Source organism: Mycobacterium rhizamassiliense (assembly GCF_900157375.1).
GTDB lineage: Bacteria > Actinomycetota > Actinomycetes > Mycobacteriales > Mycobacteriaceae > Mycobacterium > Mycobacterium rhizamassiliense.
This window is the reverse complement of sequence record NZ_LT721901.1, coordinates 3,803,894-3,830,540: the sequence shown is the minus strand read 5'-3', so window position 1 is coordinate 3,830,540 and position 26,647 is coordinate 3,803,894. Positions and strand designations below refer to the sequence as shown.

Here is a 26,647-nt window from a genome sequence, read left to right as displayed (position 1 = left end):
CGTACAGAATCGCGGGCAGTTCAGCCCTGCGGTGACTGCCCGTCACCCTCGCGGCGCCGGACCTCGGCCCGGAAATAGGCGATCAGGGCCCATAAACCGGTGAACAGCACACCGATGAAGCCCACCCCCGGATAGAGGGCAAAACCGGCCAGCAGGATCACCTGGACGCCCAGGTTGACCCAGATCGCCCAGGGCCGGCCCTGCAGCCCGGCCAGCAAAACCAGCAGCACCGCCAGCCCGATCAGGTAGCCCAGCGACACCGGATTCAGGCCGCCGCCGACGGCGCCCACGACCGGGATGGCCAGCAGCACCACGATCGCCTCCAGGAGCAGCGTCGCGGCCATCACGCCACGAAAGCTCCGCCAGGGATCGGGGCCCGGGGCGTTGTTCGGGGTGTCGGGTGGTTCGGTCATTGCGGATCACGACCGAACAACGTGCGCGCCGCGCCGGCGGTGACGACCGAGCCGGTGATCACGATCCCGGTGCCGGAGAACGACTCGGCCTCACCCTCGACGGTCTCCTCGTCCACCAGCGCGGTCGCGACCTCGATGGCGTCGCGCAGATTCTCGGCCGTCACCACGCGCTCGGGCCCGAAGCGCTGCTGCGCGGCCAGCGACAGCGACTCGACGTCGAGCGCCCGCGGCGAGCCGTTGTGTGTGACCACGACCGAACTGAACACCGGCTCCAGCGCGGCGAGAATGCCGTCCACGTCCTTGTCCGCTAGCACGCTGATCACGCCGACCAGGAATCGGAAATCGAATTCACCGGCCAGCGTCTCGGCCAGGGCGGCCGCACCCGCTGGATTGTGGGCGGCATCGATGAAAACCGTTGGCGCACTGCGCATCCTTTCCAGCCGACCGGGGCTGGTGACGTCGGCGAAACCGGCCCGGACGGCATCGACGTCGAGCTGACGCTGCGGGCCGGCGCCGAAAAACGCCTCCACCGCCGCCAGCGCCACCACCGCGTTGTGCGCCTGATGTTCGCCGTGCAGCGGCAAGAAGATGTCGGAGTACACGCCGCCGAGGCCTTGCAACTGCAGCACCTGCCCGCCGACGGCGACCTGCCGGCCGAGCACCGCGAACTCGGAATCCTCGCGGGCGACCGCGGCGTCGGCCCGAACCGATTGGGCCAGCACCACTTCCATGGCCTCGGGTACCTGCTTGGCGATGACGGCGACCGTATCGGGTGCTCCCTCGGCGGCCTTGGTGATGATGCCCGCCTTCTCGCCGGCAATGGCGGCGACGTCGTCGCCGAGGTATTCGACGTGATCGATGCCGATCGGGGTGATGACCGCGACCGGCGCGTTGATGACGTTGGTGGCATCCCAGCGCCCGCCCATGCCGACTTCCACCACCGCGACTTCGACGGGCGCATCGGCGAACGCCGCGAAGGCCATGGCGGTGAGCACCTCGAACTTGCTCATCGCCGGGCCGCCGGCGGCCTGCGATTGCGCGTCGATCATCTGCACAAAGGGCTCGATCTCGCGGTAGGTCGCGACGTATTGCCCTGGGCTGATCGGCTTTCCGTCAATCGCGATGCGTTCGGTGGCCGACTGCAGGTGCGGGCTGGTGGTTCGGCCGGTGCGCCGCTGCAACGCGGTCAGCAGCGCGTCGATCATCCGCACCACCGAGGTCTTGCCGTTGGTCCCCGCGACGTGGATCGACGGGTAGCCGAGCTGCGGCGAACCCAGCAGGTCCATCAACGCGCTGATGCGCGTCAGACTCGGCTCGATCTTGGTTTCCGGCCAGCGCTGGTCGAGCAGGTGCTCGACTTGCCACAGGGACGCGATCTCGTCCGGTGTGGGAACCGTGCTGGTATCCGTCTCCCACTCGGGCGGCTCGAAAGTCATTGCAGCCCAGCCAGCCTGGCGGTGATCCGGTCGCTCTCCTCCTGGGCGACCCGCTGCCGGTCCCGGATCTTGGCGACGACGGGTTCGGGCGCCTTGCCTAGGAAGTCGGCGTTGGACAGCTTGGCGGCGGTGGAGGCCAGCTCCTTTTGCGCTGCAGCCAAGTCCTTTTCGAGCCGGCGGCGCTCGGCGGCGACGTCGATGGTGCTCGAGGTGTCCAGTTCGACGACGACGGTGCGGTCCATATTCGCACCCAGCCGAACTTCGACCGACGCCGACGCGCGGAAGTCCGGGCCCGGCTCGGTGAGCCACGCCAGCGACGTCACCGCGGCCACCTGGGTGGTCAGATCGGAGTCTTCGACGCCGGCCAACCGGGCCGGCACCTTCTGCCGATCTGCCAGGCCCTGATCGCTACGGAACCTGCGCACCTCGGTCACGAGCCGTTGCATATCGGTAATGCGTTGCGTGGCAACCTGATCGAGAACCATGCCGGACGGCTTCGGCCATTCGGCGATCACCAGCGATTCTTCGTCTGTCAACGCCTGCCACAACGCCTCGGTGATGAAGGGAATCACCGGGTGCAGCAGCCGAAGCAGTGTGTCCAGCGCGGCGGCCAGCACGGCCGTGGTGTGCGTCAGCCCGTCGGCCAGCTGCGTCTTGGCCAGCTCGACGTACCAGTCGCAGAATTCGTCCCAGGCGAAGTGGTAGAGCGACTCGCACGCCCTGCTGAACTCGTAGCCGTCAAACGCCGAATCCACCTCGGCGCGAACCTGTTCCAGCCGTCCCAGGATCCACCTGTCGGCGTCGGTCAGCTCGGCCTCCGGCGGTAGCGGCGCCAGCCGCGCGCCGTTGATCAACGCGAACCGGGTCGCGTTGAACAGCTTGGTGCCGAAGTTGCGCGACGCCCGGACGTGGTCCTCGCCGACTGCCAGGTCGCCGCCGGGGCTGGCGCCGCGGGCCAGGGTGAACCGCAGCGCATCGGCCCCGAACGTCTCCACCCAGTCCAGCGGGTCGATGACGTTGCCCTTGGACTTGCTCATCTTGCGGCCGGATTCGTCACGGATCAGCCCGTGCAGGAAGACATCGGTGAATGGCACCTGCGGTCCGCGGCGCCCGTCGAGCGTGATGGTGTCATCGCCGCCGACGAAGGTGCCGAACATCATCATCCGGGCGACCCAGAAGAACAAGATGTCGTATCCGGTCACCAAAACGCTTATCGGATAGAACTTTTCCAGCTCCAGCGTCTGCGACGGCCAGCCCAACGTGGAGAACGGCCACAGCCCGGACGAAAACCAGGTGTCCAGGACGTCGGTGTCCTGCTCCCAGCCATCCGGCGGCGTCTCGTCGGGGCCGACACAGACCTGTTCACCGTTGGGCCCGTACCAGATCGGGATCCGGTGGCCCCACCACAGCTGGCGCGAGATGCACCAGTCGTGCATGTCGTCCACCCAGGCGAACCACCTGGGCTCCAGGCTGGCGGGGTGAATCACGGTGTCGCCGTTGCGCACCGCGTCGCCCGCGGCCTTTGCCAGCGACTCCACCCTCACCCACCACTGCAGCGACAGCCTGGGTTCAATCGGCTCGCCACTGCGCTCCGAATGCCCGACGCTGTGCAAGTACGGACGCTTCTCCGCGACGACCCGGCCCTCGGCGGCCAGCGCTTCGCGCACGGCGATCCGTGCCTCGAATCGGTCCATGCCGTCGAATTGTGTTCCGGTGTCAACGATCCGGGCCCGGGTGTCCATGATCGAGATCATCGGCAGGTTGTGGCGCAGCCCGATCTCGAAGTCGTTCGGGTCATGCGCGGGAGTGACTTTGACGGCACCGGTGCCGAATTCGGGGTCCACATGTTCGTCGGCGACGACGATGAGCTGCCGGTCCACAAACGGGTGCGGCAGGGTGGTGCCGACCAGCTGACGGTAGCGCTCGTCGTCGGGGTGCACGGCGATGGCGGTATCGCCCAGCATCGTCTCGACCCGGGTGGTGGCGACCACGATGTGGGGCTGCGAGTCGTCCATGGAGCCATAGCGGAACGAGACCAGCTCGCCCTCGACCTCGTCGTGGATCACCTCGATGTCGGAGAGCGCCGTCTGAAGCTCCGGCGACCAGTTGACGAGCCGCTCGGCCTGATAGATCAGTCCGGCGTCGTAGAGCCGTTTGAACATGGTCCGCACGGCGCGGGACAGACCCTCGTCCATGGTGAACCGGTCGCGGCTCCAGTCGACGCCGTCCCCGAGCCGTCGCATCTGCCCACCGATGGCGCCGCCGGACTCACGCTTCCAATCCCAGATCTTGTCGATGAACAGGTCCCGGCCGAAGTCCTCTTTGGTCTTGCCGTCGACCGCGAGCTGCTTTTCCACCACGCTCTGGGTCGCGATACCCGCATGGTCGGTACCCGGCTGCCACAGCACCTCATAACCCTGCATGCGCTTGCGGCGGGTCAGGGCGTCCATCATGGTGTGCTCGAGGGCGTGACCCATGTGCAGGCTGCCGGTGACGTTCGGTGGCGGCAGCACGATCGAGTACCCGGGTTTGGCGCTGGTTGGGTCCGCGGTGAAGTACCCGGCATCCACCCATTTCTGGTAGATGGCGCTCTCCGCCGCGGCCGGATCCCACGACTTGGGCAGGTCGGAGGCAGGGCTGCGGCTGGCGGTCACCGGTCAATTCTAGGGAGCGCAATTTACTCGCGTGTAAGCGCCCAAACCCGCAGGTGAAGCCCTACCCGGGGAGTCGCTCGGTCCGCAACGACACCCCGGCGCCGCCGAATCGGGCCAGCAGGGCCTCGCCCATCGCGGACGCGGGGGTGAGCACGCCGCGCAGTTCGGAAAGCTTGTCGCGGTCCAGTGCGAGGGCGAGGCCGCACTCCCCCAACAGCACCGATGTCGCCTTGTAGCCGGGGTCCCCCTGCTGTTCCATCCGGGCGACGTAACGCGCGCCGCTGGTCGTGGTGGTGTAGGTCTCGATGCGGTAGTAGCCGCGTTCGCGCGCGGCCGGGCTGGGACCCGAGCCGGGCTTGGGGACAACCCGGTCCACCAGGCGGCGCGGCAGCTTCCGGAAGTACCGGCTGCCCAGGGCGGTTGTCGCGGTGCTCACCCCGGCCATTACGGCCGATGCCACCGGCGCGGCCGGCGACGACCCCAGGCTCATGTATTCGCTGTAGCGAAATTGCCGGCCGTAGGCCCAGTCCTGTAATGCGTTGCTGCGCCGCACTATTCGGGTATCGATCGATCCCATGAGGTATCCGGCGGTCCACAGCCCGGCCAGCTCCGGCGCGATCTGGCTGCCACGCCCCCACGGCTGATCCGTCTGGCGGCCCAGTTCGGGCTCGGCGCCACGGTCGGTGCTCAGCGTGTAGGGGTCGGCGAGCTGACGACGTATTTCGGCGTCGCCGGAGGAGGCGTCCAGCACATCGAGCACCGAGGCAATGGTGCCGCCGGATAGCCCGCCGGACATCGAGCGCAGCACGAAGTCGGTGTCGGTCAGCTCGCCGGTGCCGTCGGCTTGCGCCGCGCGGTAGAGCGCGTACACCGTCATGTCGGACGGCACGGAATCGAACCCGCAGCAGTGCACGATCCGCGCGCCGGTGTCGGCGGCCTGCTTGTGATAGAGGTCGATGGCCTCGCGGATGAACATCGCCTCGCCAGTGAGGTCCGCGTAATCGGTGCCCGCGGCCGCGCAGGCGGCCACCAGCGGCAGCCCGTAGCGGTTGTAAGGCCCGACCGTCGTCACGACGACCTGGGTGCGGGCGGCCATCTCGTCGAGGGTCGACGGCTGCGCCGCATCGGCGGCGATCACCGGCCAGGACTGTGCGCTCTCACCGAGGGTCTTGCGAACGGCGAGCAGGCGGTCGGTCGACCGGCCGGCCAGTGCGACGCGCGCATACCCGCCGGCGCGGGCCAAATATTCGGCGGTCAGCTTGCCTACGAAGCCGGTGGCCCCGTACAGCACGATGTCGAATTCACGCGGCGATGGGCTCACGGCCCCGACGCTACCCGCGTCCGTGGGGCGGACCGAGATACGGGAACTCCGACAGGGTGTCGGTATGCGGCGAGAGGCCCGACGGCGGGCACTCGCCCTTGGTGAGGAACGCCAGCCGGTAGTCGATGACATCGTCGGTGAACACCCGGCCGTTCGGATATGCGGCCGGCTTGGCGGGGTCGAAGGTCAGCATGTCCGGCAACAGGCCCTCCTTCTCGATCGCGGCGACGGCCTCTTCCCGGTTGTAGTCGCCGGTGTGACCCATGAGGTGGACGAACTGGTCGAGCCATCGCTCCCAGTCGTTCGGGGGCTCGCTCGCGTTGTACTCCAGTTTGGTGTCGTCGGTGTTGAAAAAACTGCCCACCGATGGGTGCCCGGCGCGATCCACATGATTCAGTGAACCGCTTTCCCGCAGGCTGCACCGTCCCCAGATACGGATCTGACCCGTCGTGCTCAGCACGTTGGTCGGCAGCTCGATCGCCATCGAGCAGACATTGGCCTCGGTATTGGAGTCCTGACCGGTCCACGGAGATTTGCCGCCGAGTTCAGCGAGATGGGGGGCGGTGAAGTTCCGCTTGCCGGTGATGTCGAACAGGTTCTTGATGCCGTCGTAGTCGAAGAAGAAGGCATCGCTGCGGGCGCCGGCGGCGAACGTGATGTCGCCCGCGGTGACGATGTTCGGTTGCGCTCCGAACGCCACCGGTACGTCGGTGAAGATCTGCTCGCCCACCGGCTCGGGTGAACGGGACTGTTCACCGCGGGCCAGGAACACGTTGACCGTTTGCTTTCCCTCCACCGGCACCGAGAACACGAAGCTGAATGCGATGTCGTTGATCAGGTCGCCATCGGTGTCGATTGCCAGTCGGTAGATGGCATCAGGATGCAGCGCGTCGGCAGCCACATTGGCGTTGAGGATCAGGACGGTGCGTGAGCCGTCGGTCGGCGATTGGAACGCGTACAGGTCGCACAGGTCGAGGCGCTGATCGCCCAGCGGTGGTCCCAGACTCAGGCCGGTGAAGTGGTTCGACATGTAAGGCACCTTGCCAGCCTTGTGCCGTCCGTCTTGTCCTATTCGTCAACCCGACCGGTCGTCACAGACGAAGAATGCCGGGCCCGAAGGCCCGGCATTCCCGGTAGAGCGTGACGGCGAGGCCGCCGGTAGGTGGCTAGCCGCGACGGCCGCACACCGGCCAGGCACCGATGCCCTGGGAGTGCAGCACGTTCTCGGCCACGCGGATCTGCTCCTCGCGGCTGGCGCCGTTCGGCGAGCCCGATCCGCCATTGGAGCGCCAGGTGCTCGGGGTGAACTGCAGACCGCCGGAGAAGCCGTTACCGGTGCTGATCCCCCAGTTACCGCCCGACTCGCACTGCGCGATGGCGTCCCAGTTCACGCTGTACGCCCTGATCGGCGGCGGAGCGTCCGGGGCCGGCGGCGGAGGCGGCGGCGGAAGGTTCGGGTCGAAACCGGCCGGCGCCACGTTGAGGGCCGGCGGAGCCGCGTCCGGCGCAGGCGCAGCGGGAGCAACGTTCGGATCAATGCCCATCGGGTCCGCGCTAGCGGTTGCGGACGGCACGCTCAGGAGCGTGCCGGTGATCGCGGTCAGGACGAGCGTCTTGCGGACGTTATTCAAAGCGTTCCTTTCGCATTCGCGCGCGCCAAAGACAACCCACCGGGGGTGTGGGTTGAGAGTTGTGGTGATCTGGAAAGTGCTTGGACCGTGCCGTCTCGTTCGGGCACGACAGCGGTGGGCACGATCTGCCCAGGCGGCCAACAGCCGCTGGCCGCTCGCGGCCATCGCCGCCCGCAGCCCCGCTCACACGCGGATTCGTGGATTAAATTTTTATAAGCCTTTCGGGCTAAAAGGCACCGTACGAGAACCGATTGCGTTCGTCATATCCGACACGCCGATATCTCGGTTCTATAACAAGCCGATCACAACGCAAACGTCAATTTATTCTTGCAGGTCAGCTGAGCAATTTTTGCGCCTGACCAGCCGTTACCTGATCTACCATTTTGTGATCCAAATCACAGGCTATTTGTGAGCTCAGCCACGCATTTGCCGCGCGATGGAACGGTTATTCGGCGAGCGTGTGGCCGACCCGCGGGGGCCGCAAATAGCGCGTTTTCGTGAGCTGGCACACAATGCGGCGATTAATGTGGCGCCGGCCATCCCGACGTGGATCGTCGCAGTTCAAACCCCATTTCCGGCAACACCTTTCGCGGCGGCGGCGGATCGTCGGCGCGCTAAGTCGGTCGAAAAAACCGTGTTAGCATTGGGACAGTTGGGGCTAACCCGCCTCGCCGAGTTACGCGTTGCCGCAAAAACTTTGGCGCTAGCGTTCGCTCGAACGCCGCCCCGGCGCCCTTGCCGGGGTTGCGGCGCCGCGCTCGTCGCACCCAACGCGTCGGCCCGGTCGAATTTAAGCAAAGCAATTTGCTGAAAGCAGTTTTGCCGCCCACTCGGGGCGAGATCGGCGGCTTGTCACCGCCCCCTCGGCCGACGTGAGCGGCCCCCATCGCGAAATCCCTTCTCCCCCAACGTCGTACATGCCTGGATCGCGGCGGAATGCCGGAAATTCTCGTCGAGCGGCTCGCAAGCCTTTCATAGACACGGCTCAACAAATAACGGGACGAATGAATGACCAGTTAACCGCGCGCGGATTAAGGCACGAATTTACTGCAGTAAAATTGCCGATGGAAATAATTCAAAGCCCGAGAAAAGCGCGAAGTGTGGTTCAGGCTCCCGGGTGCACAAGCGCGCGGAAGTCCGCGTCCGTGTTCACGTTGGTCACCGGCCGGGAATCCGGCAGCACAATCTGCTGAGCGTCGGAGGCATCGATCAGGGCGCTCATCTTGCGCTCGCCCGCCGCGACCAGCGCATCGATCCGGTCGGCCAGATCGGTGCGGTACAACGACGCCAGGTAGTGGCTGCGCCCGTCCCACGGCATCACCACTTCGGCATCGGTCTCGGTGGCGAGGTGCACGAGGTCGTCGATCAAATCGGCTGTCAGCAGCGGCATGTCGACGGCGCACACGAAGGCATACCGGGCGCCGGCTTCTGCGGCGGCGCGCAGCCCCCGTCCGGTGGCCGGCAGCGGGCCCATGCCCTGGATCTCGTCGCGCAGCACGCGCGCCTGCACGGGAGGCACCGGTTGTCCCGTGGCGGCGACGACGAAAACCGGCTCGCAGCGCTGGGCGACGACGCCGACGACATACTCGGCCAGCGTGCCAACTCCCCCGGGGCCGGGCAGGGTGGCCTTGTCGCGACCCATGCGCCGCGACTCACCCCCGACTAGTACGACTCCGGCCAGTGACAGTGTGTCGGGCACTCGGGCAGCTCCTAGTCGACGGTCCAGGTGTCGCGGCCGCGCAGCAGCGTCTGCAGCGCGGCGGCGTCGAACGGTGTTGACTTCCGGGCGGCCTCGACCTGAGAGCGCGCGGCGTCGTCGTAGGTCGGTCGGCTGACGTTCCGGAAGATACCCAGGACCGTGTGGTCCAGGTTCTGATCGGACAACCGCGACAGCGCGAAGGCGTAGGCCGAGTTGTCGGCGTGGGCGTCGTGGACGACGATCTCTTCGACCGCCACGTCGGCGGCCTTGGCCACCTCCAGGCCGAAGCCGGACTTCACGACGCAGTATTCGCCGTTGGCGCCGAACACAATTGGTTCGCCGTGGCGGATGTTGATCACCCGGTCCTCGGCGCCCTCCTTGCGCAGCGCGTCGAAGGAACCGTCGTTGAAGATCGGGCAGTCCTGCATGATCTCGACCACCGCGGCGCCACGATGCTGGGCGGCGCCCTGCAACACCTCGGTCAGCCCGGCGCGGTCGGAGTCCAGCGCGCGGCCGACGAAGGTCGCCTCGGCGCCCAGCGCCAGCGAGGTCGGGTTGAACGGGTAGTCCAGCGAACCCATCGGCGTCGACTTGGTGACCTTGCCGACCTCGGACGTCGGCGAGTACTGGCCCTTGGTCAGCCCGTAGATCCGGTTGTTGAACAGCAGGATCGTGATGTTGACGTTGCGGCGCAGCGCGTGGATCAGATGGTTACCACCGATCGACAGGGCGTCGCCGTCACCGGTCACCACCCACACCGACAGGTCCTCGCGGGACAGCGCCAGGCCCGTCGCGATCGCCGGCGCGCGACCGTGGATCGAGTGGAAACCGTAGGTCTCCAGGTAGTACGGGAACCGACTCGAGCAGCCGATGCCGCTGATGAAGACGATGTTCTCGCGGCGCAGCCCCAGGTCGGGCAGGAAGTTGCGGATGGTGTTGAGGATGACGTAGTCACCGCAGCCCGGGCACCAGCGGACCTCTTGGTCACTGGTGAAGTCTTTGCCCTTTTGCGGCTGATCCGTGGTCGGGACTCCGAAGTTCTTCGTCAATTTCGGAGTCAAGCCGAGGTCAGTCCCCGCCAGATCGCTGCCGATCACCCCAGTCATGCGCTAGCTCCCGCTCCAACTGTCGCTGCCGCCATTCTGGCGACCATCGCCTTGTCTTGTTCGATTTCCGCCAAAGTCCCGGCCAGTGCGGCACGGATGACCCGGCCCACCTCGTCGGCCAGGAAGGCCAGGCCCTGAACCTTGGTCACCGACTGCACGTCCACCAGGTACTTGCCCCGCAGCAGCAGCGCCAGCTGGCCCAGGTTCATCTCCGGGCACACCACCTTCGGGTAGCGGCGCAGCACGTCGCCCAGGTTGGCGGGGAATGGGCTCAGGTGACGCAGGTGAGCGTGGGCCACCTTGATGTCCTTGCGACGCGCGCGCCGGCAGGCTTCACCGATCGGGCCATACGAGCTGCCCCACCCGATCAGCAGCAACTCGGCGTCGCCGGTCGGGTCGTCGACCTCCAGGTCGGGAACCGTGATGCCGTCGATCTTGGCCTGCCGCAACCGGACCATCAGGTCGTGGTTGACCGGCTCGTAGGAGATGGCGCCCGAGCCGTTCGCGGCCTCCAGCCCGCCGATGCGGTGTTCCAGGCCGGGCGTACCCGGGATGGCGAACTGGCGAGCCAGCGTCTCCGGGTCGCGAGCGTACGGCTGGAACGGCTCGTCGGCCTTGGCGAATGTGTGCTTGATCGGCTGCAGCGAGCTGACGTCCGGAATGCGCCATGGCTCAGAGCCATTCGCGATCGCGCCGTCGGACAACAGGATCACCGGCGTGTGGTAGGACACCGCGATGCGGACCGCCTCCAGGGCGGTCTCGAAGCAGTCGGACGGCGACCGCGGCGCCAGCACCGCCACCGGCGATTCGCCGTTGCGGCCGAACAGCGCCTGCAGCAGGTCGGCCTGCTCGGTCTTGGTGGGCAGACCGGTCGAGGGCCCGCCACGCTGCACGTCGACGATCAGCAGCGGCAGCTCGGTCATCACGCCGAGCCCGATCGCCTCGGACTTCAGCGAGATGCCCGGCCCCGAGGTGGTGGTGACGCCCAGCGCACCACCGTAGGAGGCACCCAGCGCGGCGCAGATGCCGCCGATCTCGTCCTCCGCTTGGAAGGTGATGACGTTGAAGTTCTTGTGCTTGGACAGCTCGTGCAAGATGTCCGACGCCGGCGTGATCGGGTAGCTGCCGAGCATGACCTGAAGGTCGGCAAGCTGCCCGGCCGCGACGATGCCGTAGGCCAGGGCGGTGTTGCCAGAGATCTGACGGTATTCGCCCACCGGCAGGGTCGCCCGGGAGACCTCGTAGGTGGTGCCGAACGCTTCGGTCGTTTCGCCGTAGTTCCAGCCCGCCTTGAGTGCGAGGACGTTGGCCTCGGCGATATCGGGCTTGCGGGCGAACTTCTCCCGGATGAACTTCTCGCTGGCTTCGATCGGGCGCCCGTACATCCAGGACAACAGGCCCAACGCGAACATGTTCTTGGCGCGCTGACCGTCTTTCTTGGACGCACCGATTGTTTCGACGGCACCGAGCGTCAGCGTGGTCATGGCGACCGAATGCACGACGTAGTCGGCCAGCTCGTCGGTCTCGAGGGGGTTCGTTACGTAACCGACCTTCGTCAGGTTGCGCTTGGTGAATTCGTCGGAATTCGCGATCACCATTCCACCGCGGGGCAAGTCGCCGATGTTCGCCTTCAGCGCGGCGGGGTTCATGGCGACCAGAACGTCGGGGCGATCACCCGCGGTCAGGATGTCGTAATCGGCGATCTGAATCTGGAAGGACGAGACGCCGGGCAGGGTGCCTGCTGGCGCCCGGATCTCGGCGGGGTAGTTCGGCTGGGTCGCGAGGTCGTTGCCGAAAAGCGCTGCCTCCGAAGTGAACCGGTCACCGGTGAGCTGCATACCGTCGCCGGAGTCTCCGGCGAATCGGATGACGACTTGTTCCAGGCGCTGACGATCCGACGACGACCCGTTGCTAGGAGAATCTGACCCGGCTCCGCTGCCGTTCGGATCCACGTCTTCGCCTCCATTTGTTAACCGGGCAGGCACTCCGCCAAAGGTTCAGGTTACGCGCCACCAAAGGGATTCCAGCGCACATACGAGTGTATGAGACTGGTAGTACCAATTATGGCACTGGTTTGCTTGCCTAACGGACGCTTTCGGCGGCCCGCACTTACCAATATCTTAGACAAAATGCGTAGTCAGCGCCGTGCTACTGACGAGTAGCTGACAAAACTGTGGTTTTGATCACGTGACCGCTGGTCGCATCCGTGACGCCTAAATCCGCTAGCGTCCGATGCCCCGTTTTTCGGGCGCGGTTTCGGGCATCGCGAGCAAATACAGCATGAAGCCCGCACCGGCCAGCCCGCCGAGCGCGAGGAACGCCGTGTCGTAGCCCGCTGCGACCACGATCGCGCCCGCGACGTAGTTCGACACGGCGGCCCCGACACCCGTCGCAGCAGTGATCGCACCCAGGCTGACGTTGAATCGGCCGGTCCCGTGCGTCACGTCCTGCACGACGAGCGGGAACAGCGCCCCGAAGATGCCCGCCCCCACCCCGTCGAGGAACTGCACGCCGACGAGCCAGTAGGAATTGCCGGACAGCGTGTAGAGGAAGCCGCGGGCGGCCAGGACCGCGAACCCGAACAAGAAGAGGGGTTTTCGTCCCCACGAATCGGCCTTTGCCCCGGCGAGGTAGGCCACCGGCACCATCACCACCTGGGCGGCGACGATGCAGACGGCCATCAGCGCTGTCCCGACGTCCTTGTTGTGCATCGCCAGCAGCTGGCCGACCAGCGGCAGCATCGCGGCGTTGGCGAAGTGAAACGCGACGACGGCGGCCGCAAAGATCATCAGCCTGCGGTTGTGCCACAGCACGCTGAGCCGCGACGGCCGGCCGTGCGCCTCACCCGGCGCGTGGTCCATCCCCCGCGCCACGTCGTGGTCGATCGCGTCGCCCGGGATGCGCAGCGTCGCCGCCACGCTGGCCGCCGCCATGAGGGCCAGCACCCAGAACACCACCACCGGGCCGAAGAAATAGGCCAGGCCGCCGGTGATCGCTGCCGCCGAAGCGTTTCCGGCGTGGTTGAACGATTCGTTGCGACCGATCCGGCGCGCGAAGCGGCGTGGTCCGACCACGCCCAGGGTGATCGCGGCCAGTGCCGGCGCGAAGACCGAGCCCGCGATTCCGGTCAGGGCCTGCAGCGCCGAGATGGAGGTGAAACCGGGGAACATCGGCATCGCCAGCGACCCGGCGGTGATGGTCAACGCGCCCGCGATGATCAGCGCTCGTTTGGCCGTCGTTCGGTCCACCAGCGCGCCCACCGGTGCCTGGGCGACGATTCCGCCGATACCGCCGACGGCCATCACGAACCCGATCGACCGTTGGTCCCAGTGGTGCGTCAGCAGCAGGTAGATCGAGAGGTACGGGCCGAGCCCGTCGCGGACATCGGCGAGCAGAAAGTTCAGTAGATCCAGGCCGCGCGCCAGACGCGCGGGAACGGCGCCTGTGCTTTCAGGTTGCGTGTTCGACCGCCCGGGCCGCTAGGGCTAGGCGCTCTTGTCGCGGCGCTCGGACCGCGACGGCTTGCGCGGCACGATCGTCGGCAACACGTTGTCCTGCACGGTCTCCTTGGTCACGACCACCTTGGCAACGTCGTCGCGGCTCGGGATGTCGTACATCACCGGCAGCAGGACCTCTTCCATGATGGCGCGCAGACCGCGGGCGCCGGTGCCCCGGTGGATCGCCTGATCGGCGATCGCTTCCAGGGCGTCGTCGCTGAACTCCAACTCCACGCCATCCATTTCGAACAGCCGCGTGTACTGCTTCACCAGAGCGTTCTTCGGCTCGGACAAAATCTTGACCAACGACTCCATGTCGAGGTTGGTGACCGAGGCGACCACCGGAAGACGGCCGATGAACTCGGGGATCAGGCCGAACTTGATCAGGTCCTCGGGCATCACGTCGGCGAAGTGGTCGGTGGTGTCGATCTCGGCCTTGGAACGGACCTCCGCGCCGAAGCCCAGGCCGCGCTTGCCGACGCGCTCGTAGATGATCTTCTCCAAACCGGCGAACGCACCCGCGACGATGAACAGCACGTTGGTGGTGTCGATCTGGATGAATTCCTGGTGCGGGTGCTTGCGGCCGCCCTGCGGAGGAACCGAGGCCTGGGTGCCCTCGAGGATCTTCAGCAGCGCCTGCTGCACGCCCTCACCGGAGACGTCGCGGGTGATCGACGGGTTCTCGCTCTTGCGGGCGATCTTGTCGACCTCGTCGATGTAGATGATGCCGGTCTCGGCGCGCTTGACGTCGTAGTCGGCGGCCTGGATCAGCTTGAGCAAGATGTTCTCGACGTCCTCACCGACGTAACCGGCCTCGGTCAGTGCGGTGGCGTCGGCGATGGCGAACGGCACGTTGAGCATCTTGGCCAGCGTCTGGGCCAGGTAGGTCTTGCCGCAGCCGGTGGGGCCGAGCATCAGGATGTTGGACTTGGTCAACTCAACCGGCTCGTACCGGGAGTCGCGGCCCTTTTCGCCGGCCTGAATTCGCTTGTAGTGGTTGTAGACAGCCACGGCCAACGTCCGCTTCGCGACGTCCTGCCCGATCACATATCCCTCGAGGAACTCCCGGATCTCAGCGGGCTTGGGCAGTTCGTCGAGCTTTACGTCGTCGGCGTCGGCGAGCTCCTCTTCGATGATCTCGTTGCAGAGGTCGATGCACTCATCGCAGATGTACACGCCGGGGCCAGCAATGAGCTTCTTGACCTGCTTCTGGCTCTTCCCGCAGAACGAGCACTTCAGCAGGTCCCCGCCGTCTCCGATGCGTGCCATGGTGCTTCAGCGCCTACTTCCCTGTTCGCCGTTGGTCTTGCTGTCCCCGCATGTATGCCCCGACGCTACCCGCTTGCTCGGGCCCGACGCGACCGTTAGAGGCGAATCGCGTCAGTGGTATTCATGCCATCCGTGTGAAAGAAAGATATAGCTCTGGGGGGCGCTTCTCTTGCCGAGACGCGCTTTACGTGTCTTTGGCGTGTCGCGGTTGTGACCGCACCGAGGCTGAGATGGGCGGACCGCTTAACCGACCACCCTACAACGGCCTGCGCGGGGTTGCCTGCGCCAATTTCCCGGTCGGCGCAGCTACCCGCGCCGAACGTGCATCCAGCGAGAAAAATGGAGTGAAAACTCGCGCTGAGTGCACGCTCGCCGCGGGAGGCGCCCCAACTCGGCGAAAGCCGCTAGGCGGTCTGCGCGGAGAGCTTCCGGTATTCGAGGACGGTGTCGATGATCCCGTAGTTCTTGGCATCTTCGGCGGTCAGGATCTTGTCCCGGTCGGTGTCCTTGCGGACCGTCGCGGCGTCCTTGCCGGTGTGGCGGGCCAGCGTGGTCTCCATCAGCGTGCGCATCCGCTCGATCTCGGCGGCCTGGATTTCCAGATCGGAGAACTGGCCCTGGATCACGCCGGACAGCGACGGCTGGTGGATCAGCACCCGAGCGTTGGGCAGCGCCATCCGCTTACCCGGCGTGCCGGCGGCCAGCAGCACCGCCGCGGCCGAGGCGGCCTGTCCCAGGCACACCGTCTGGATGTCGGCACGTACGTACTGCATGGTGTCGTAAATGGCCATCAGCGAGGTGAATCCGCCGCCGGGCGAGTTGATGTACATGGTGATGTCGCGGTCCGGGTCCAGCGACTCGAGCACCAGGAGCTGGGCCATGATGTCGTTCGCGGACGCGTCATCGACCTGGACGCCGAGGAAGATGATGCGTTCCTCGAACAGCTTGTTGTAGGGGTTGGACTCCTTGACGCCGAAGCTCGAGTGTTCGATGAACGACGGCAGGATGTAGCGCGCCTGAGGCTGGGTCTCGGGGTGCTGGGGACTCATCGGGCTTCTCCATTGGTGATGTGGGCCGCGCGGGTGATGATGTGGTCGACGAAGCCGTATTCCAGCGCTTCCGGGGCGGTGAACCAGCGGTCGCGGTCCGAATCGGCCTCGATGCGTTCGATCGGCTGGCCGGTGAACTCGGCGTTGAGCCGGAACATTTCCTTCTTGATGACGGCGAATTGCTCGGCCTGGATGGCGATGTCGGCCGCGCTGCCCGTCACCCCGCCCAACGGCTGGTGCATCAGGATGCGGGCGTGCGGCAGCGCGTAGCGCTTGCCCTTGGTCCCCGCCGCCAACAGGAACTCGCCCATCGAGGCGGCCATGCCCATCGCGTAGGTGGCGATGTCGCACGGTGCCAGCACCATGGTGTCGTAGATCGCCATCCCGGCGCTGATCGATCCGCCCGGGGAGTTGATGTAGAGGTTGATGTCCTTGTCGCTGTCCTCGGCGGCGAGCAGCAGAATCTGCGCACACAACCGGTTGGCGACCTCGTCATTCACCTCCGAACCCAGGAAGATGATGCGCTCGGAGAGCAAGCGCTCATAGACCGAGTCCGTGAGGTTCAGACCCACCGAGTTCGAACGCATGTCAGTCACGACTGGGTTACCTGCTTTCTCAAATCTGTTTCAACCGACACTAACCAACCGAGCCCGACGTTTCGCGTCCACGCACCGCCGAAACGGGCACGTTCGCTCACAGCGTCACGATCCACGTCACTTCTCGGCGTCGGCCTCGTCGGATTCGCCGTCCGGCGCGGAGCCTTCGTCGGCCGCGTCCGCCTCGTCGGCCTTGCCCCGCGGCGGGAAGAATTCGGTGGTGTCGACGGTGTTGCCGTCCGTGTCCTTGACGGTCGCCTCGGCGACCACCGCGCCGATGGCCAGCCCGCGCCGCACGTCGGCGAACATGGCCGGCAGCTGGTTGTTCTCCTGCAGGTAGCCGAACAGCTGCTGCGGTTCGATGCCGTACTGCTGCGAGGTCGCGACCAGCCGTTCGGTCAGGTCGTCCTGGCCGACCTGGACATCGAGGTCGTCGGCCAGCGTGTCCAGCAGCAGTTGGCGGCGGATGTCGCTTTCCGCGGCGCTTCGGGTCTCGGTCTGGAACTCCTCGCGCGTCTTGCCCTGCCCGGCGAGCAGCTCGTCGAGCTTGGCATCGTCGTGGTCGAGGCCGTGCAGCGCGTTGTGCATGGCGCTGTCGAACTGAGCCTGGACGACCGCCTCGGGGATCGGCACCTCGACCTTTTCCAGCAACGCTTCCAGCGTGGCTTCGCGAATCTGCTCGGCCTGCTGGGCCCGCTTGAACTGGCCCACCCGCTCGCGAAGGTTGCTCCGCAATTCGTCGATGGTGTCGAATTCGCTTGCCAGCTGAGCGAACTCATCGTCGGGCTCGGGAAGCTCGCGGTGTTTGATCGACCGGACGGTGACGGTGGCCTGCGCGTCGTTGCCCGCGTGTTCGCCGGCCGCCATCTTCGCGGTGAACTCCTTGGACTCGTCCACGGACAGGCCGATGAGCGCGTCGTCCAGGCCATCGATCAGCCGGCCCGAGCCCACCTCGTGCGACAGCCCCTCGGCCGAGGCGTTGGGCAGCGGCTCGCCGTCGACGGCGGCCGACAGGTCGATCGAGACGAAGTCGCCGTCGGCGACCGGGCGGTCGACGTCGGTCAGGCTGCCGAACCGCGAGCGCAGCGCCTGCAGCTCGGACTCGACGTCGTCGTCGCTGACCTCAACCGGCTCGACGGAGACCTGCAGCGTGCTCAGGTCTGGCAGCTCGATCTTGGGACGGACGTCGACCTCGGCGGTGAACGCCAATTCCTCGCCGTACTCCTTCTTGGTCACCTCGATCTCCGGGCGGCCGATCGGCTGTACCTCGGACTCGGCGACGGCCTGCCCGTAGCGGGTCGGCAGCGCCTCGTTGACGACCTGGTCGAGCAGCGCCTCGCGGCCGAAGCGGGCCTCCAGCAACTTCACCGGAGCCTTGCCGGGCCGGAAGCCGGGCAGCCGGACCTGCCGGGCCAGCTCCTTGTAAGCGCGCTGGAAGTCGGGCTCCAGTTCGGTGAACGGCACCTCCACGTTGATGCGCACCCGGGTGGGGCTCAGCTGCTCGACGCTGCTCTTCACGGTCGTACTCCTTGGTGGTCGTTCTTTACGATCTGTGGCCTCGGTGCCGGCCGGGTTGCGGCGCTGGTCGGGGTGACAGGATTTGAACCTGCGGCCTTCCGCTCCCAAAGCGGATGCGCTACCAAGCTGCGCTACACCCCGCACTGACCTCGCGATCCTACGGCTCGACAGCACCGGCTAAACAACGACCTCACAGACCTCACGAAGCGGCAACAGTTCCGCTTCGATTAGATTTGATCTTCGTCGCCAGATAAAGTCTCGCTCGACTAATACATGCGGGCGTAGCTCAATGGTAGAGCCCTAGTCTTCCAAACTAGCTACGCGGGTTCGATTCCCGTCGCCCGCTCGGGCTCGGTAGCGCTCGACCCAGAGAGGCGACATGGGGGGAATCGACAGTCGCGGTACCTGCAGGTCTGACTTCATCGGCGTGCGCGAAGCATTCGAGCGCAATTTCACGCAGCAACTGGAGTGCGGCGCGGCGGTCGCCGTGTGGGTCGACGGCGACCTCGTCGTCAACTTGTGGGGCGGCTGGGCTGACGCGGCTCACAAGCGGCCCTGGCGGGAAAACACCCTCACCACGGTGCTGTCCGGCTCCAAGGGCTTGACGTCCACCTGCGTTCATCAACTGGCCGACCGCGGCGAGGTGGACCTACAGGCGCCGGTGGCCCGTTACTGGCCCGAGTTCGGACAGGCCGGCAAGCAAGACATCACGCTGGCGATGGTGCTGAGCCACCGGTCCGGTGTCATCGGGCCACGGGAGCCGATGAGCTGGCAGCAGGTCACCGACTGGGACTTCGCCTGCGAGAAGATCGCGGCGGCCGAACCCTGGTGGGAGCCGGGCACGGCGCAGGGCTACCACATGACCACCTACGGCTTCATCCTCGGCGAGGTGTTCCGCCGGGTCACGGGTCGCTCTCTCGGGCACTACCTGCGGACCGAGATCGCCGAGCCGTTGGGCGCCGACATCCACGTCGGCCTGTCCCCCGCCGATCAGCGCCGCTGCGCCGAACGGGTGAACAAGCCGCACATGCGGGACCTGCTGACCGACTTGAACGCGCCCACTCAGCCCACCTCGCTGGCCGACCACCCCAAGGCCGGCATGGCGGTCGCGATGGGGTTCCTGCCCGACGACGAGATCAGCTCCTACGACCTGAACCTGTGGCGCCAGCTCGAGTACCCCGGCACCAATGCGCAGGTGTCCGCGCTGGGGCTGGCCACCTTCTACAACGCGCTGGCGCAGGAGAAGCTGCTCAGCCGCGGCCACATGGACCTGGTGCGGGAGTGCCAGGGCGGGACGGAAACCGATCTGGTGCTCGGGCCGCGGGTTGCCGACCACGGCTGGGGCCTGGGCTACATGCTCAACCAGCGGTGCATGAACGGACCCAACCCGCGGATCTTCGGTCACGGCGGGCTGGGCGGGTCGTTCGGCTTCGTCGACCTCGAGCACGGGATCGGTTATGCCTACGTGGCCAACCGCTTCGATGCCACCAAGTCCAACGCCGACCCCCGCAGCCTCGCGCTCAGCAACGAGGTGTACTCCGCGTTGGGTGTCCCCGTCGGCTGACGTCGTCCTGCCGGCGAGGCCGCTTCCCCAGCCGCATAATTGATCAGTGCGCCGGCACCACGATGGGTGGCGGCGGTGGCGGCTGCTCCCAGGGTCGCGGCCCCTCCGGGTCGCCCATCCGCAGGTCGTGGCAGCTGGCCCAGTCCCAGTTGTTGCCCCAGGCGGGATCCCAATAGTCGCCCGGGCACCACTGCGGGAAGGGTCCGGGTTGTGCGTGGGCGTCGGAGGCGACACCCACACCGGCCAGACCCAAGAATGCGGCTGCGGCGAAAAACGTTGCAGCAACGCCAGGAATCGTCTTCACAGGCCACTTCCTAAACCGTCCGATCCCGAAACTATAAGCGCGCCGAGTGTCGAAACGCGCCCCGCTTTCGCGAAGCGCGTTTCGATCGGTCGGCTTATCGGATCAGGGGTGCCAGCCGGGAGGCGGCGGCGGTCCACCAGGTCCCCAGCCGGGAGGCGGCGGTCCGCCGGGTCCCCAGCCGGGACCGCCGGCCGGCCCGGGCGGATTCCAGCCGGGTCCACGGTCCCAGCCCCCGGGCGGTCCGCCACGCCAGTCGTGGCAGCCGTTCCAGTCCCAGTTGTTACCCCAGCCCGGATCCCAGTACTCCCCCGGGCACCACTGCGGGAAGGGTCCCGGCTGCGCCTGGACGTCCGACGCGACGCCCACACCCGCCAGGCCCAGCAACGAGGCCCCGGCGAAAATCGTTGCAGCAAAACGCGGAATAGTTTTCACGAGGCCTGATTTACCCTTGGTGAAAACTTCCCAAACTGTAGACGCCAGCGTTTCTTCCTGTCAGTTTCCTGTTAATTCGCGCGGCCCGTTCAGCTCTGGCAGGTCGGGCACCAGAACACATTTCGACCCTCCAGCACCGCCGTGCTGATCGGTCCGCCCTTCACCCGGCACGGCTCGCCGGCGCGGCGATACACGTAAGTACGAGGCCGCTCGGGCGCGTATGACGGCGCGCCGTGGTCGTGTTCGGGCCGGACCACGAAGATCTTGCCGCGGCGCAACCCGACCTTCATCAGCGCCACCAGGTCGGTCCACGCCTCGTCGAACTCCGACTCACTGACGTCTCGCCCGGGCCGGAACGGGTCGATGCCGTGGCGGAACAGCAACTCGCTGCGGTAGACGTTGCCCACGCCGGCGATGACGGTCTGGTCCATCAGCAGCGCACCAATCGGCCTGCGGGACTTGCTGATTCGCGCCCATGCCCACGACGGGTCGGCGTCGCTGCGCAACGGGTCGGGACCCAGCTTGGCCACGACGTCGCTCACCCGGGCCTCGTCGATCACCTCACACACCGTCGGGCCGCGCAGGTCGGTCCCGTAGTCGGCGCCGACCATCCGCATGCGGACCTGCCCGACGGCCTCGGGCAGCACCACCGCACCTGCCCCGGAGGGGACCTGCCATTCGGTGAAGGTGCCGTAGAGGCCGAGGTGCACGTGCACGATCGAACCGCCGGCGTAGTGGTGGAACAGGTGCTTGCCCCAGACGCTGGTGCGCTTCATGACCTGGCCGTCCACCGCGGCCGCCTCGCTCGCGAACCGGCCCTGCGGGCTGGACACCGCCACCGGGGCACCGACGAATCGGCGTTGATGCAGCCGGGCCAGCCGGTGCAGCGTATGGCCTTCGGGCAACGGAGTCCTAGGCCTGCGCGCCGGGCACCGGCGGCGCCTGGTGGGTGCGCTCGTACTCGTCGAGAATGTCGATACGCCGTTGGTGGCGTTCGGCTTTCGACCACGGCGTGCTCAGGAACGCATCCACGAACGACAGCGCGTCGGCAACGGTGTGCATGCGGCCGCCGATGCCGATCAGCTGTGCGTTGTTGTGTTCGCGGGCCAGCGACGCGGTCTCGACGCTCCAGGCCAGCGCGCAGCGAGCGCCGGGGACCTTGTTCGCGGCGATCTGCTCGCCATTGCCCGATCCGCCGATCACGATGCCCAGGCTCTCGGAGTCGGCCACGGTGCGCGTTGCGGCGTCGATGCAGAACGCCGGGTAGTCGTCCTCCGCGTCATAGGTGAAGGCGCCGCAATCGATCGGTTCGTGCCCGGTCTTCTTGAGGTGCTCGATGATCGCTTGTTTGAGCTCGAATCCAGCGTGGTCAGAACCGAGGTAGACGCGCATGCCCGACATACTTCCCTGCCCGATCCGCCGCGCGCAACGCGGGACTATCTAGTCGAATTCGGGCTTCTCGTGGCGCGACCGCTTGAGCTCGAAGAAGTGCGGATAGGCGGCGAAGGTCACCGAGGCGTCCCACAGCTTGCCGGCCTCCTCGCCGCGCGGGATACGCGACAGCACCGGCCCGAAGAACGCCACACCGTTGACGTGGATGGTCGGCGTGCCGACGTCGTCGCCGACCGCGTCCATGCCGGCATGGTGGCTCTTGCGCAGCGCCTCGTCGTAGGCGTCGCTATCGGCGGCAGCGGCCAGCTCGGCCGGCAGGCCGGCTTCGTCCAGCGCCAGCTTGATGACGTCTTTGAGCTCCTTGTTGCCCTTGTTGTGAATCTGCGTACCCATCGCGGTGTACAGCGGAGCCAGCACCTCGGAGCCGTGAGCCTGCTCGGCGGCGATCGCCACCCGCACCGGGCCGAAGGCCGACTTCATCTTCTCGCGATACTCGGCCGGTAGACCCTCACGGTTCTCGTTGAGCACCGCCAGGCTCATGACGTGGAAGTTCACGTCGATGTCGCGAACCTTTTCGACTTCGAGGATCCAGCGCGACGTGATCCATGCCCAGGGGCACAGCGGGTCGAACCAGAAATCGGCTTGGTCTTTCGCGGACATTGCGGGGTCCTCTCCTGGGCGGTCAACGGCACCGTCAAGCACAACCGTAATCACCGGCGGGCTGTTCCCGTTCTGCAGGCCCAGCCGGCAACGCTTTAAGTTGGACGCGTGGCCCTTCCTAACCTCACCCGAGACCAGGCCGTCGAACGCGCTGCCCTGATCACCGTCGACAGCTACCAGATCAGCCTCGACCTCACCGACGGCGCTTCTGGCGAACCCGGCGAACGAACCTTCCGCTCCACCACCACCGTGGTGTTCGACGCGCTCGCCGGCGCCGAGACGGCCATCGACCTCGCCGCCGAAACCGTGCACAGCGCCACGCTCAACGGCCGCGACCTCGACGTCTCCGGGTACGACGAATCGATCGGCATCGCGCTGCCCGGACTGGCCGACCGCAACGTGCTGGTCGTCGACGCCGAGTGCAGCTACTCCAACACCGGCGAGGGGCTGCACCGCTTCGTCGACCCAGTGGACAACGAGGTCTACCTGTACTCGCAATTCGAAACCGCCGACGCCAAGCGCATGTTCGCCTGCTTCGACCAGCCGGACCTGAAGGCCACCTTCGACGTGCGGGTGACCGCGCCTGCGCACTGGAAGGTGATCTCCAACGGCGCGACGGTGGCCGTCGAGAACGGGGTGCACACCTTCGCCATCACCCCGCGGATGAGCACCTACCTGGTCGCCCTGATCGCCGGCCCGTATGCCCACTGGAACGACAGCTACAGCGACGAGCACGGCGAGATTCCGCTGGGCATCTACTGCCGGGCCTCGCTGGGCCAGCACATGGACGCCGAGCGGTTGTTCACCCAGACCAAGCAGGGCTTCGGCTTCTACCACCGCAACTTTGGCCTGCCCTATGCCTTCGGCAAGTACGACCAGCTGTTCGTCCCCGAATTCAACGCCGGCGCAATGGAAAACGCGGGGGCGGTGACGTTCCTCGAGGACTACGTGTTCCGCAGCAAGGTCACCCGGGCGTCCTACGAGCGGCGCGCCGAGACGGTGCTGCACGAGATGGCGCACATGTGGTTCGGCGACCTGGTCACCATGACGTGGTGGGACGATCTGTGGCTCAACGAATCGTTCGCGACCTTCGCCTCGGTGTTATGTCAAAGCGAGGCAACCGAATTCACCGAGGCGTGGACGACGTTCGCCACGGTGGAGAAGTCGTGGGCCTACCGGCAGGACCAGTTGCCGTCGACGCATCCCATCGCCGCCGACATTCCCGACCTGGCGGCGGTCGAGGTGAACTTCGACGGCATCACCTACGCCAAGGGCGCCTCGGTGCTCAAGCAGTTGGTGGCCTACGTCGGGCTCGAGCAGTTCCTGGCCGGGCTGCGCGACTATTTCCGCACGCACGCCTACGCCAACGCCACCTTCGACGATCTGCTGGCCGCGCTGGAGACCGCGTCCGGGCGCGACCTGTCGAACTGGGGGCAGCAGTGGCTGAAGACCACCGGGCTCAACACGCTGCGGCCGGATTTCGACGTTGACGCCGACGGCAAGTTCACCCGCTTCGTCGTGCAACAGAGCGGCGCCGAGCCCGGCGCGGGTGAGACGCGGGTGCATCGCCTGGCGATCGGCATCTACGACGACGATCCGTCCGCCAGCGGCAAGCTGGTGCGGGTGCACCGCACCGAACTCGACGTCGAGGGTCCGGCCACCGAAGTCCCTGCGCTGGTTGGTGTTTCGCGCGGCAAGCTGATCCTGGTCAACGACGACGACCTCACCTACTGCTCGCTGCGGCTGGACGAGCAGTCGCTGCAGACCGCACTGACCCGCATCGCCGACATCACCGAGCCGCTGCCCCGGACGCTGGTGTGGTCGGCGGCGTGGGAGATGACCCGCGAGGCCGAACTGCGGGCGCGCGACTTCGTGACACTGGTCGCGGGCGGCGTGCACGCCGAGACCGAGGTCGCGGTGCTGCAGCGGCTGCTGCTGCAGGCCCAGACGGCGGTGGGGTCCTACGCCGAGCCGGCCTGGGCCCGCGAACACGGCTGGCCCCAATTCGCCGACCGGATGCTGGAATTGGCGCGCGACGCGCAGCCCGGATCCGATCACCAGCTGGCCTTCGTCAACGCGCTGTGCTCGTCGGTGCTCTCAACCCGCCACGTCGCGACGCTGGCCGACCTGCTCGACCGCGATCCCGCCGACGTGGGTCTGGCGGGCCTGGACGTCGACACCGATCTGCGCTGGCGCATCGTGACCGCACTGGCGACCGCGGGCGCCATCGACGGCGATGGGCCCGCGACACCGTTCATCGACGCCGAGGTGCAGCGTGACCCCACGTCGGCCGGCAAGCGCCACGGCGCGCAGGCCGCCGCCGCCCGGCCGCAGCTTGAGGTCAAAATCCAGGCGTGGACCACGGTGGTCGAGGATGACACGCTGCCCAACATCGTCGGGCGCTCGCTTATCGCGGGCATCGCCGCGCCCGGGCAGGGCGAGCTGCTGAAGCCGTTGGCGGAGCGCTATTTCGAGGCCATTGCCGGCGTATGGGAGCGGCGCTCCAGCGAGGTCGCCCAGACGGTGGTGGTCGGCCTCTACCCGTATTGGGACATCAGCGACGAGGGGGTGGACGCCGCCGACCGGTTCCTGGCCGGCTCCGACCTGCCGCCGGCGCTGCGACGGCTGGTGCTGGAAGGCCAAGCGGGCGTGAAGCGTTCATTGCGGGCGCGCCGGTTCGACGCGGGATCGCAGTAGCCGCTCGTTACTCGACGGCTACTGGACCGTCTCTGAGGTCACCGTCATCTCGAATTCGTCGGCGCTCCAGGCCGACATGAATTGCGGGATGGGCACCTGCAAGTCGCGGCCGTTTTCGGCGCCGCTGTCGTTGAGATGCGCGAGGCCGTTGGTGGCGTCTATTCCGGTCACCACGAGCTCGTGGTCGTCGGGCCCCGGCGGCGCGTTGTCCCAAATTGTTTTGCCGTGGACGCCGACCATCACGGCATGCCCCGAGCCCAGCACGCCCTCCAACTTGGTGAGCGCGGCGTCGTGTTGGGCGTCGTTGGAGATGTTGGAGTGGACCCCGTAGTGCAGCAGTAGCGGCGGCAGGTCCTGGGTGACGACGCCACCGCCACTTTCGTCTTCGTAGACGGTCCGTCCGTCACCCTTGACGCTGGGCGTGCTCTTGGCGAGGTCGATCACCTCTTGCTCGCTCGGCATGTGGCCGGTGATCTGGCCGACCACCCCGGCCACCGACACGAGCGCGCAGTTGTTGTTGTAGGACTGGTACTCCCAGTACTGAGCGGCCTTGCCCGGGTCGCCGTACATCCCCGCGTCGGCGATGGCGGGTGCCACCAACGCCGGAGCCGCGCCGATCAGCGCGACCAGGAGCGTGAAGCTCAGGACGACAATGGCACGGGCCGCAGCGGCGGCCCGCGATAGCTGCCCGTTCATCTAGGCGGGCGAGATGCCGTCGCTGAGGACGTTGATCGCCTTGACGAGACCCTCGACCAGCTGCCCCTGCTCGAAGGCTGCCGATGCGGCGGCAACCCCTTGCGGTGCGGCCACCTCGGCGCCACGGCCGCGCACCTGCGCGCCGTAGACCACCTCGATGACGCTCTGGTCAAGCGAAACGGCAAGCAGCACAGCATTATTCGGCGTGGGCACCTTGGCCAGGATCTCGCGCGCCCGGGCTGCGGTGTCGCTACCCAGGTCGCCGAGGTAGACGGCGAACCGGGTCATGGACTTGCGCGAGCCGTACTTCAGGGCGTCGTCGATCGCGACGAGATCGTTGTTGGAGAACGGGTAGTGCACCGAGATTTCACCGGGTTCGGTGACGCCGGACACCCGTCCGCTCGTCGTGATCACCGATCCCCGGGACAGGCCCGCGGGGTCGATCGTCGCTACCTCACCATGTGCCACTGGCGCCACCTCCGACTGAGAACTCCGAATTGCCATGTCCGTGCCCATGTCCCCCGCCGACGGCCTCGTCCGTGGCGGCCCACAGGATCGGTGCGTGGGTCCACGGCTCGGACATCTTGTAGCTCGCCGGGTGCGGCCCCTTGCGCGCGTAGATCATCGCCGCCAGCACGATGACCAGCAGCGCCGGGATGCCGACCGTCAACAGGTGAATCTGCATGTCGTTCACGAGGCAAACCGTATCCCAC

24 protein-coding genes and 2 tRNA genes are annotated in these 26,647 nt (G+C 66.7%); 3 read left to right on the top strand and 23 right to left on the bottom strand.

Annotated elements, in window-relative coordinates; translation table 11 throughout:
• Nucleotides 1-20: 20 nt before the first annotated feature.
• The 15 genes from MRAB57_RS18615 to MRAB57_RS18545 form a co-directional block, all read right to left on the bottom strand.
• The gene (locus MRAB57_RS18615) at nucleotides 21-413 is read right to left on the bottom strand and encodes a DUF4233 domain-containing protein (protein ID WP_077088655.1); all 393 of its coding nucleotides are present in this window, start codon (nucleotides 411-413) and stop codon (nucleotides 21-23) included.
• The gene (gene folC / locus MRAB57_RS18610; RefSeq protein WP_077088654.1) at nucleotides 410-1,849 is read right to left on the bottom strand and encodes a bifunctional tetrahydrofolate synthase/dihydrofolate synthase; all 1,440 of its coding nucleotides are present in this window, start codon (nucleotides 1,847-1,849) and stop codon (nucleotides 410-412) included. Before folC ends, MRAB57_RS18615 begins: the two co-directional genes overlap by 4 nt.
• The gene (locus MRAB57_RS18605; protein ID WP_077088653.1) at nucleotides 1,846-4,503 is read right to left on the bottom strand and encodes a valine--tRNA ligase; all 2,658 of its coding nucleotides are present in this window, start codon (nucleotides 4,501-4,503) and stop codon (nucleotides 1,846-1,848) included. The genes folC and MRAB57_RS18605 overlap by 4 nt, the downstream gene beginning before the upstream one ends.
• 61 nt (nucleotides 4,504-4,564) lie before the next feature.
• Nucleotides 4,565-5,824 (bottom strand): saccharopine dehydrogenase family protein, encoded by a 1,260-nt coding sequence (locus MRAB57_RS18600; protein WP_077088652.1) that lies wholly within the window; start codon nucleotides 5,822-5,824, stop codon nucleotides 4,565-4,567.
• 10 nt (nucleotides 5,825-5,834) lie between these two features.
• Entirely contained in the window at nucleotides 5,835-6,854 is a 1,020-nt protein-coding gene (locus tag MRAB57_RS18595; protein WP_077088651.1) for a DUF4331 family protein, read from the bottom strand.
• Between the two features lie 136 nt (nucleotides 6,855-6,990).
• Nucleotides 6,991-7,455: a transglycosylase family protein gene (locus MRAB57_RS18590; protein WP_077088650.1), complete on the bottom strand. Its 465-nt coding sequence runs from the start codon at nucleotides 7,453-7,455 to the stop codon at nucleotides 6,991-6,993.
• 1,105 nt (nucleotides 7,456-8,560) lie between these two features.
• Complete coding sequence (gene mobA / locus MRAB57_RS18585; protein ID WP_077088649.1) at nucleotides 8,561-9,154, bottom strand: molybdenum cofactor guanylyltransferase; 594 nt, start codon at nucleotides 9,152-9,154, stop codon at nucleotides 8,561-8,563.
• A gap of 11 nt (nucleotides 9,155-9,165) precedes the next feature.
• Nucleotides 9,166-10,260 (bottom strand): 2-oxoacid:ferredoxin oxidoreductase subunit beta, encoded by a 1,095-nt coding sequence (locus MRAB57_RS18580; protein WP_077088648.1) that lies wholly within the window; start codon nucleotides 10,258-10,260, stop codon nucleotides 9,166-9,168.
• Complete coding sequence (locus tag MRAB57_RS18575) at nucleotides 10,257-12,212, bottom strand: 2-oxoacid:acceptor oxidoreductase subunit alpha (protein ID WP_077088647.1); 1,956 nt, start codon at nucleotides 12,210-12,212, stop codon at nucleotides 10,257-10,259. Before MRAB57_RS18575 ends, MRAB57_RS18580 begins: the two co-directional genes overlap by 4 nt.
• A gap of 270 nt (nucleotides 12,213-12,482) precedes the next feature.
• Entirely contained in the window at nucleotides 12,483-13,685 is a 1,203-nt protein-coding gene (locus MRAB57_RS18570; protein WP_077088646.1) for an MFS transporter, read from the bottom strand.
• 60 nt (nucleotides 13,686-13,745) lie between these two features.
• Nucleotides 13,746-15,026 carry an ATP-dependent Clp protease ATP-binding subunit ClpX gene (clpX, locus tag MRAB57_RS18565; RefSeq protein ID WP_077088645.1) on the bottom strand — a complete coding sequence of 427 codons (1,281 nt, stop codon included), beginning with the start codon at nucleotides 15,024-15,026 and terminating at the stop codon, nucleotides 13,746-13,748.
• 404 nt (nucleotides 15,027-15,430) lie between these two features.
• On the bottom strand, nucleotides 15,431-16,075 hold the full coding sequence (clpP2, locus tag MRAB57_RS18560) for an ATP-dependent CLP protease proteolytic subunit ClpP2 (protein ID WP_077088644.1): 645 nt from the start codon (nucleotides 16,073-16,075) through the stop codon (nucleotides 15,431-15,433).
• The gene (clpP1, locus tag MRAB57_RS18555; RefSeq protein WP_077088643.1) at nucleotides 16,072-16,662 is read right to left on the bottom strand and encodes an ATP-dependent CLP protease proteolytic subunit ClpP1; all 591 of its coding nucleotides are present in this window, start codon (nucleotides 16,660-16,662) and stop codon (nucleotides 16,072-16,074) included. The genes clpP2 and clpP1 overlap by 4 nt, the downstream gene beginning before the upstream one ends.
• 126 nt (nucleotides 16,663-16,788) lie before the next feature.
• Nucleotides 16,789-18,189 carry a trigger factor gene (gene tig, locus MRAB57_RS18550; RefSeq protein WP_077088642.1) on the bottom strand — a complete coding sequence of 467 codons (1,401 nt, stop codon included), beginning with the start codon at nucleotides 18,187-18,189 and terminating at the stop codon, nucleotides 16,789-16,791.
• Between the two features lie 64 nt (nucleotides 18,190-18,253).
• A tRNA-Pro gene (locus tag MRAB57_RS18545) sits at nucleotides 18,254-18,330 on the bottom strand.
• Between the two features lie 134 nt (nucleotides 18,331-18,464).
• Between MRAB57_RS18545 and MRAB57_RS18540 the strand changes: the two genes are divergently transcribed.
• Nucleotides 18,465-18,535, top strand: a tRNA-Gly gene (locus MRAB57_RS18540).
• Nucleotides 18,536-18,568: 33 nt separating this feature from the next.
• Nucleotides 18,569-19,753: a serine hydrolase domain-containing protein gene (locus tag MRAB57_RS18535; protein WP_077088641.1), complete on the top strand. Its 1,185-nt coding sequence runs from the start codon at nucleotides 18,569-18,571 to the stop codon at nucleotides 19,751-19,753.
• 43 nt (nucleotides 19,754-19,796) lie between these two features.
• On the opposite strand, the gene MRAB57_RS18530 is transcribed toward MRAB57_RS18535, so the two are convergent.
• From MRAB57_RS18530 to MRAB57_RS18510, 5 genes are all read right to left on the bottom strand, one after another.
• Complete coding sequence (locus tag MRAB57_RS18530; RefSeq protein WP_245835957.1) at nucleotides 19,797-20,057, bottom strand: Mtp family mycobacterial-type pilin; 261 nt, start codon at nucleotides 20,055-20,057, stop codon at nucleotides 19,797-19,799.
• A gap of 102 nt (nucleotides 20,058-20,159) precedes the next feature.
• Complete coding sequence (locus MRAB57_RS18525) at nucleotides 20,160-20,489, bottom strand: Mtp family mycobacterial-type pilin (protein ID WP_077088640.1); 330 nt, start codon at nucleotides 20,487-20,489, stop codon at nucleotides 20,160-20,162.
• An 89-nt stretch (nucleotides 20,490-20,578) separates the two neighbouring features.
• Nucleotides 20,579-21,394: an Fpg/Nei family DNA glycosylase gene (locus tag MRAB57_RS18520; protein ID WP_077088639.1), complete on the bottom strand. Its 816-nt coding sequence runs from the start codon at nucleotides 21,392-21,394 to the stop codon at nucleotides 20,579-20,581.
• 7 nt (nucleotides 21,395-21,401) lie between these two features.
• Nucleotides 21,402-21,881 carry a ribose-5-phosphate isomerase gene (locus tag MRAB57_RS18515; RefSeq protein ID WP_077088638.1) on the bottom strand — a complete coding sequence of 160 codons (480 nt, stop codon included), beginning with the start codon at nucleotides 21,879-21,881 and terminating at the stop codon, nucleotides 21,402-21,404.
• 48 nt (nucleotides 21,882-21,929) lie between these two features.
• A complete protein-coding gene (locus tag MRAB57_RS18510) occupies nucleotides 21,930-22,541 on the bottom strand; it encodes a DsbA family protein (RefSeq protein ID WP_077088637.1) in 612 nt (203 codons plus the stop codon).
• A 108-nt stretch (nucleotides 22,542-22,649) separates the two neighbouring features.
• On the opposite strand from MRAB57_RS18510, the gene pepN reads away from it, so the two are divergent.
• Nucleotides 22,650-25,238, top strand: a complete 2,589-nt coding sequence (gene pepN, locus MRAB57_RS18505; RefSeq protein ID WP_077088636.1) for an aminopeptidase N — start codon at nucleotides 22,650-22,652, stop codon at nucleotides 25,236-25,238.
• A gap of 18 nt (nucleotides 25,239-25,256) precedes the next feature.
• On the opposite strand, the gene MRAB57_RS18500 is transcribed toward pepN, so the two are convergent.
• Genes MRAB57_RS18500 through ctaJ form a run of 3 tightly spaced genes read right to left on the bottom strand, consistent with a single transcriptional unit; the run spans nucleotide 25,257 to nucleotide 26,619 of the window.
• On the bottom strand, nucleotides 25,257-25,934 hold the full coding sequence (locus tag MRAB57_RS18500) for a cysteine peptidase family C39 domain-containing protein (RefSeq protein WP_077088635.1): 678 nt from the start codon (nucleotides 25,932-25,934) through the stop codon (nucleotides 25,257-25,259).
• Nucleotides 25,935-26,402 carry a DUF5130 domain-containing protein gene (locus MRAB57_RS18495; RefSeq protein ID WP_077088634.1) on the bottom strand — a complete coding sequence of 156 codons (468 nt, stop codon included), beginning with the start codon at nucleotides 26,400-26,402 and terminating at the stop codon, nucleotides 25,935-25,937.
• Nucleotides 26,389-26,619, bottom strand: coding sequence for an aa3-type cytochrome oxidase subunit CtaJ (ctaJ, locus tag MRAB57_RS18490; protein WP_077090682.1), 231 nt, complete (start codon nucleotides 26,617-26,619; stop codon nucleotides 26,389-26,391). The genes MRAB57_RS18495 and ctaJ overlap by 14 nt, the downstream gene beginning before the upstream one ends.
• Nucleotides 26,620-26,647 lie beyond the last annotated feature (28 nt).

Coding starts and splice junctions, on each gene's coding strand:
- MRAB57_RS18500 (WP_077088635.1), bottom strand. CDS start 25,934: ATGAACGGGCAGCTATCGCGGGCCGCCGCTGCGGCCCGTGCCATTGTC.
- MRAB57_RS18580 (WP_077088648.1), bottom strand. CDS start 10,260: ATGACTGGGGTGATCGGCAGCGATCTGGCGGGGACTGACCTCGGCTTG.
- clpX (WP_077088645.1), bottom strand. CDS start 15,026: ATGGCACGCATCGGAGACGGCGGGGACCTGCTGAAGTGCTCGTTCTGC.
- MRAB57_RS18510 (WP_077088637.1), bottom strand. CDS start 22,541: ATGTCCGCGAAAGACCAAGCCGATTTCTGGTTCGACCCGCTGTGCCCC.
- MRAB57_RS18595 (WP_077088651.1), bottom strand. CDS start 6,854: ATGTCGAACCACTTCACCGGCCTGAGTCTGGGACCACCGCTGGGCGAT.
- MRAB57_RS18615 (WP_077088655.1), bottom strand. CDS start 413: ATGACCGAACCACCCGACACCCCGAACAACGCCCCGGGCCCCGATCCC.
- clpP2 (WP_077088644.1), bottom strand. CDS start 16,075: ATGAGTCCCCAGCACCCCGAGACCCAGCCTCAGGCGCGCTACATCCTG.
- MRAB57_RS18515 (WP_077088638.1), bottom strand. CDS start 21,881: ATGCGCGTCTACCTCGGTTCTGACCACGCTGGATTCGAGCTCAAACAA.
- ctaJ (WP_077090682.1), bottom strand. CDS start 26,619: ATGCAGATTCACCTGTTGACGGTCGGCATCCCGGCGCTGCTGGTCATC.
- clpP1 (WP_077088643.1), bottom strand. CDS start 16,662: ATGCGTTCGAACTCGGTGGGTCTGAACCTCACGGACTCGGTCTATGAG.
- folC (WP_077088654.1), bottom strand. CDS start 1,849: ATGACTTTCGAGCCGCCCGAGTGGGAGACGGATACCAGCACGGTTCCC.
- MRAB57_RS18535 (WP_077088641.1), top strand. CDS start 18,569: ATGGGGGGAATCGACAGTCGCGGTACCTGCAGGTCTGACTTCATCGGC.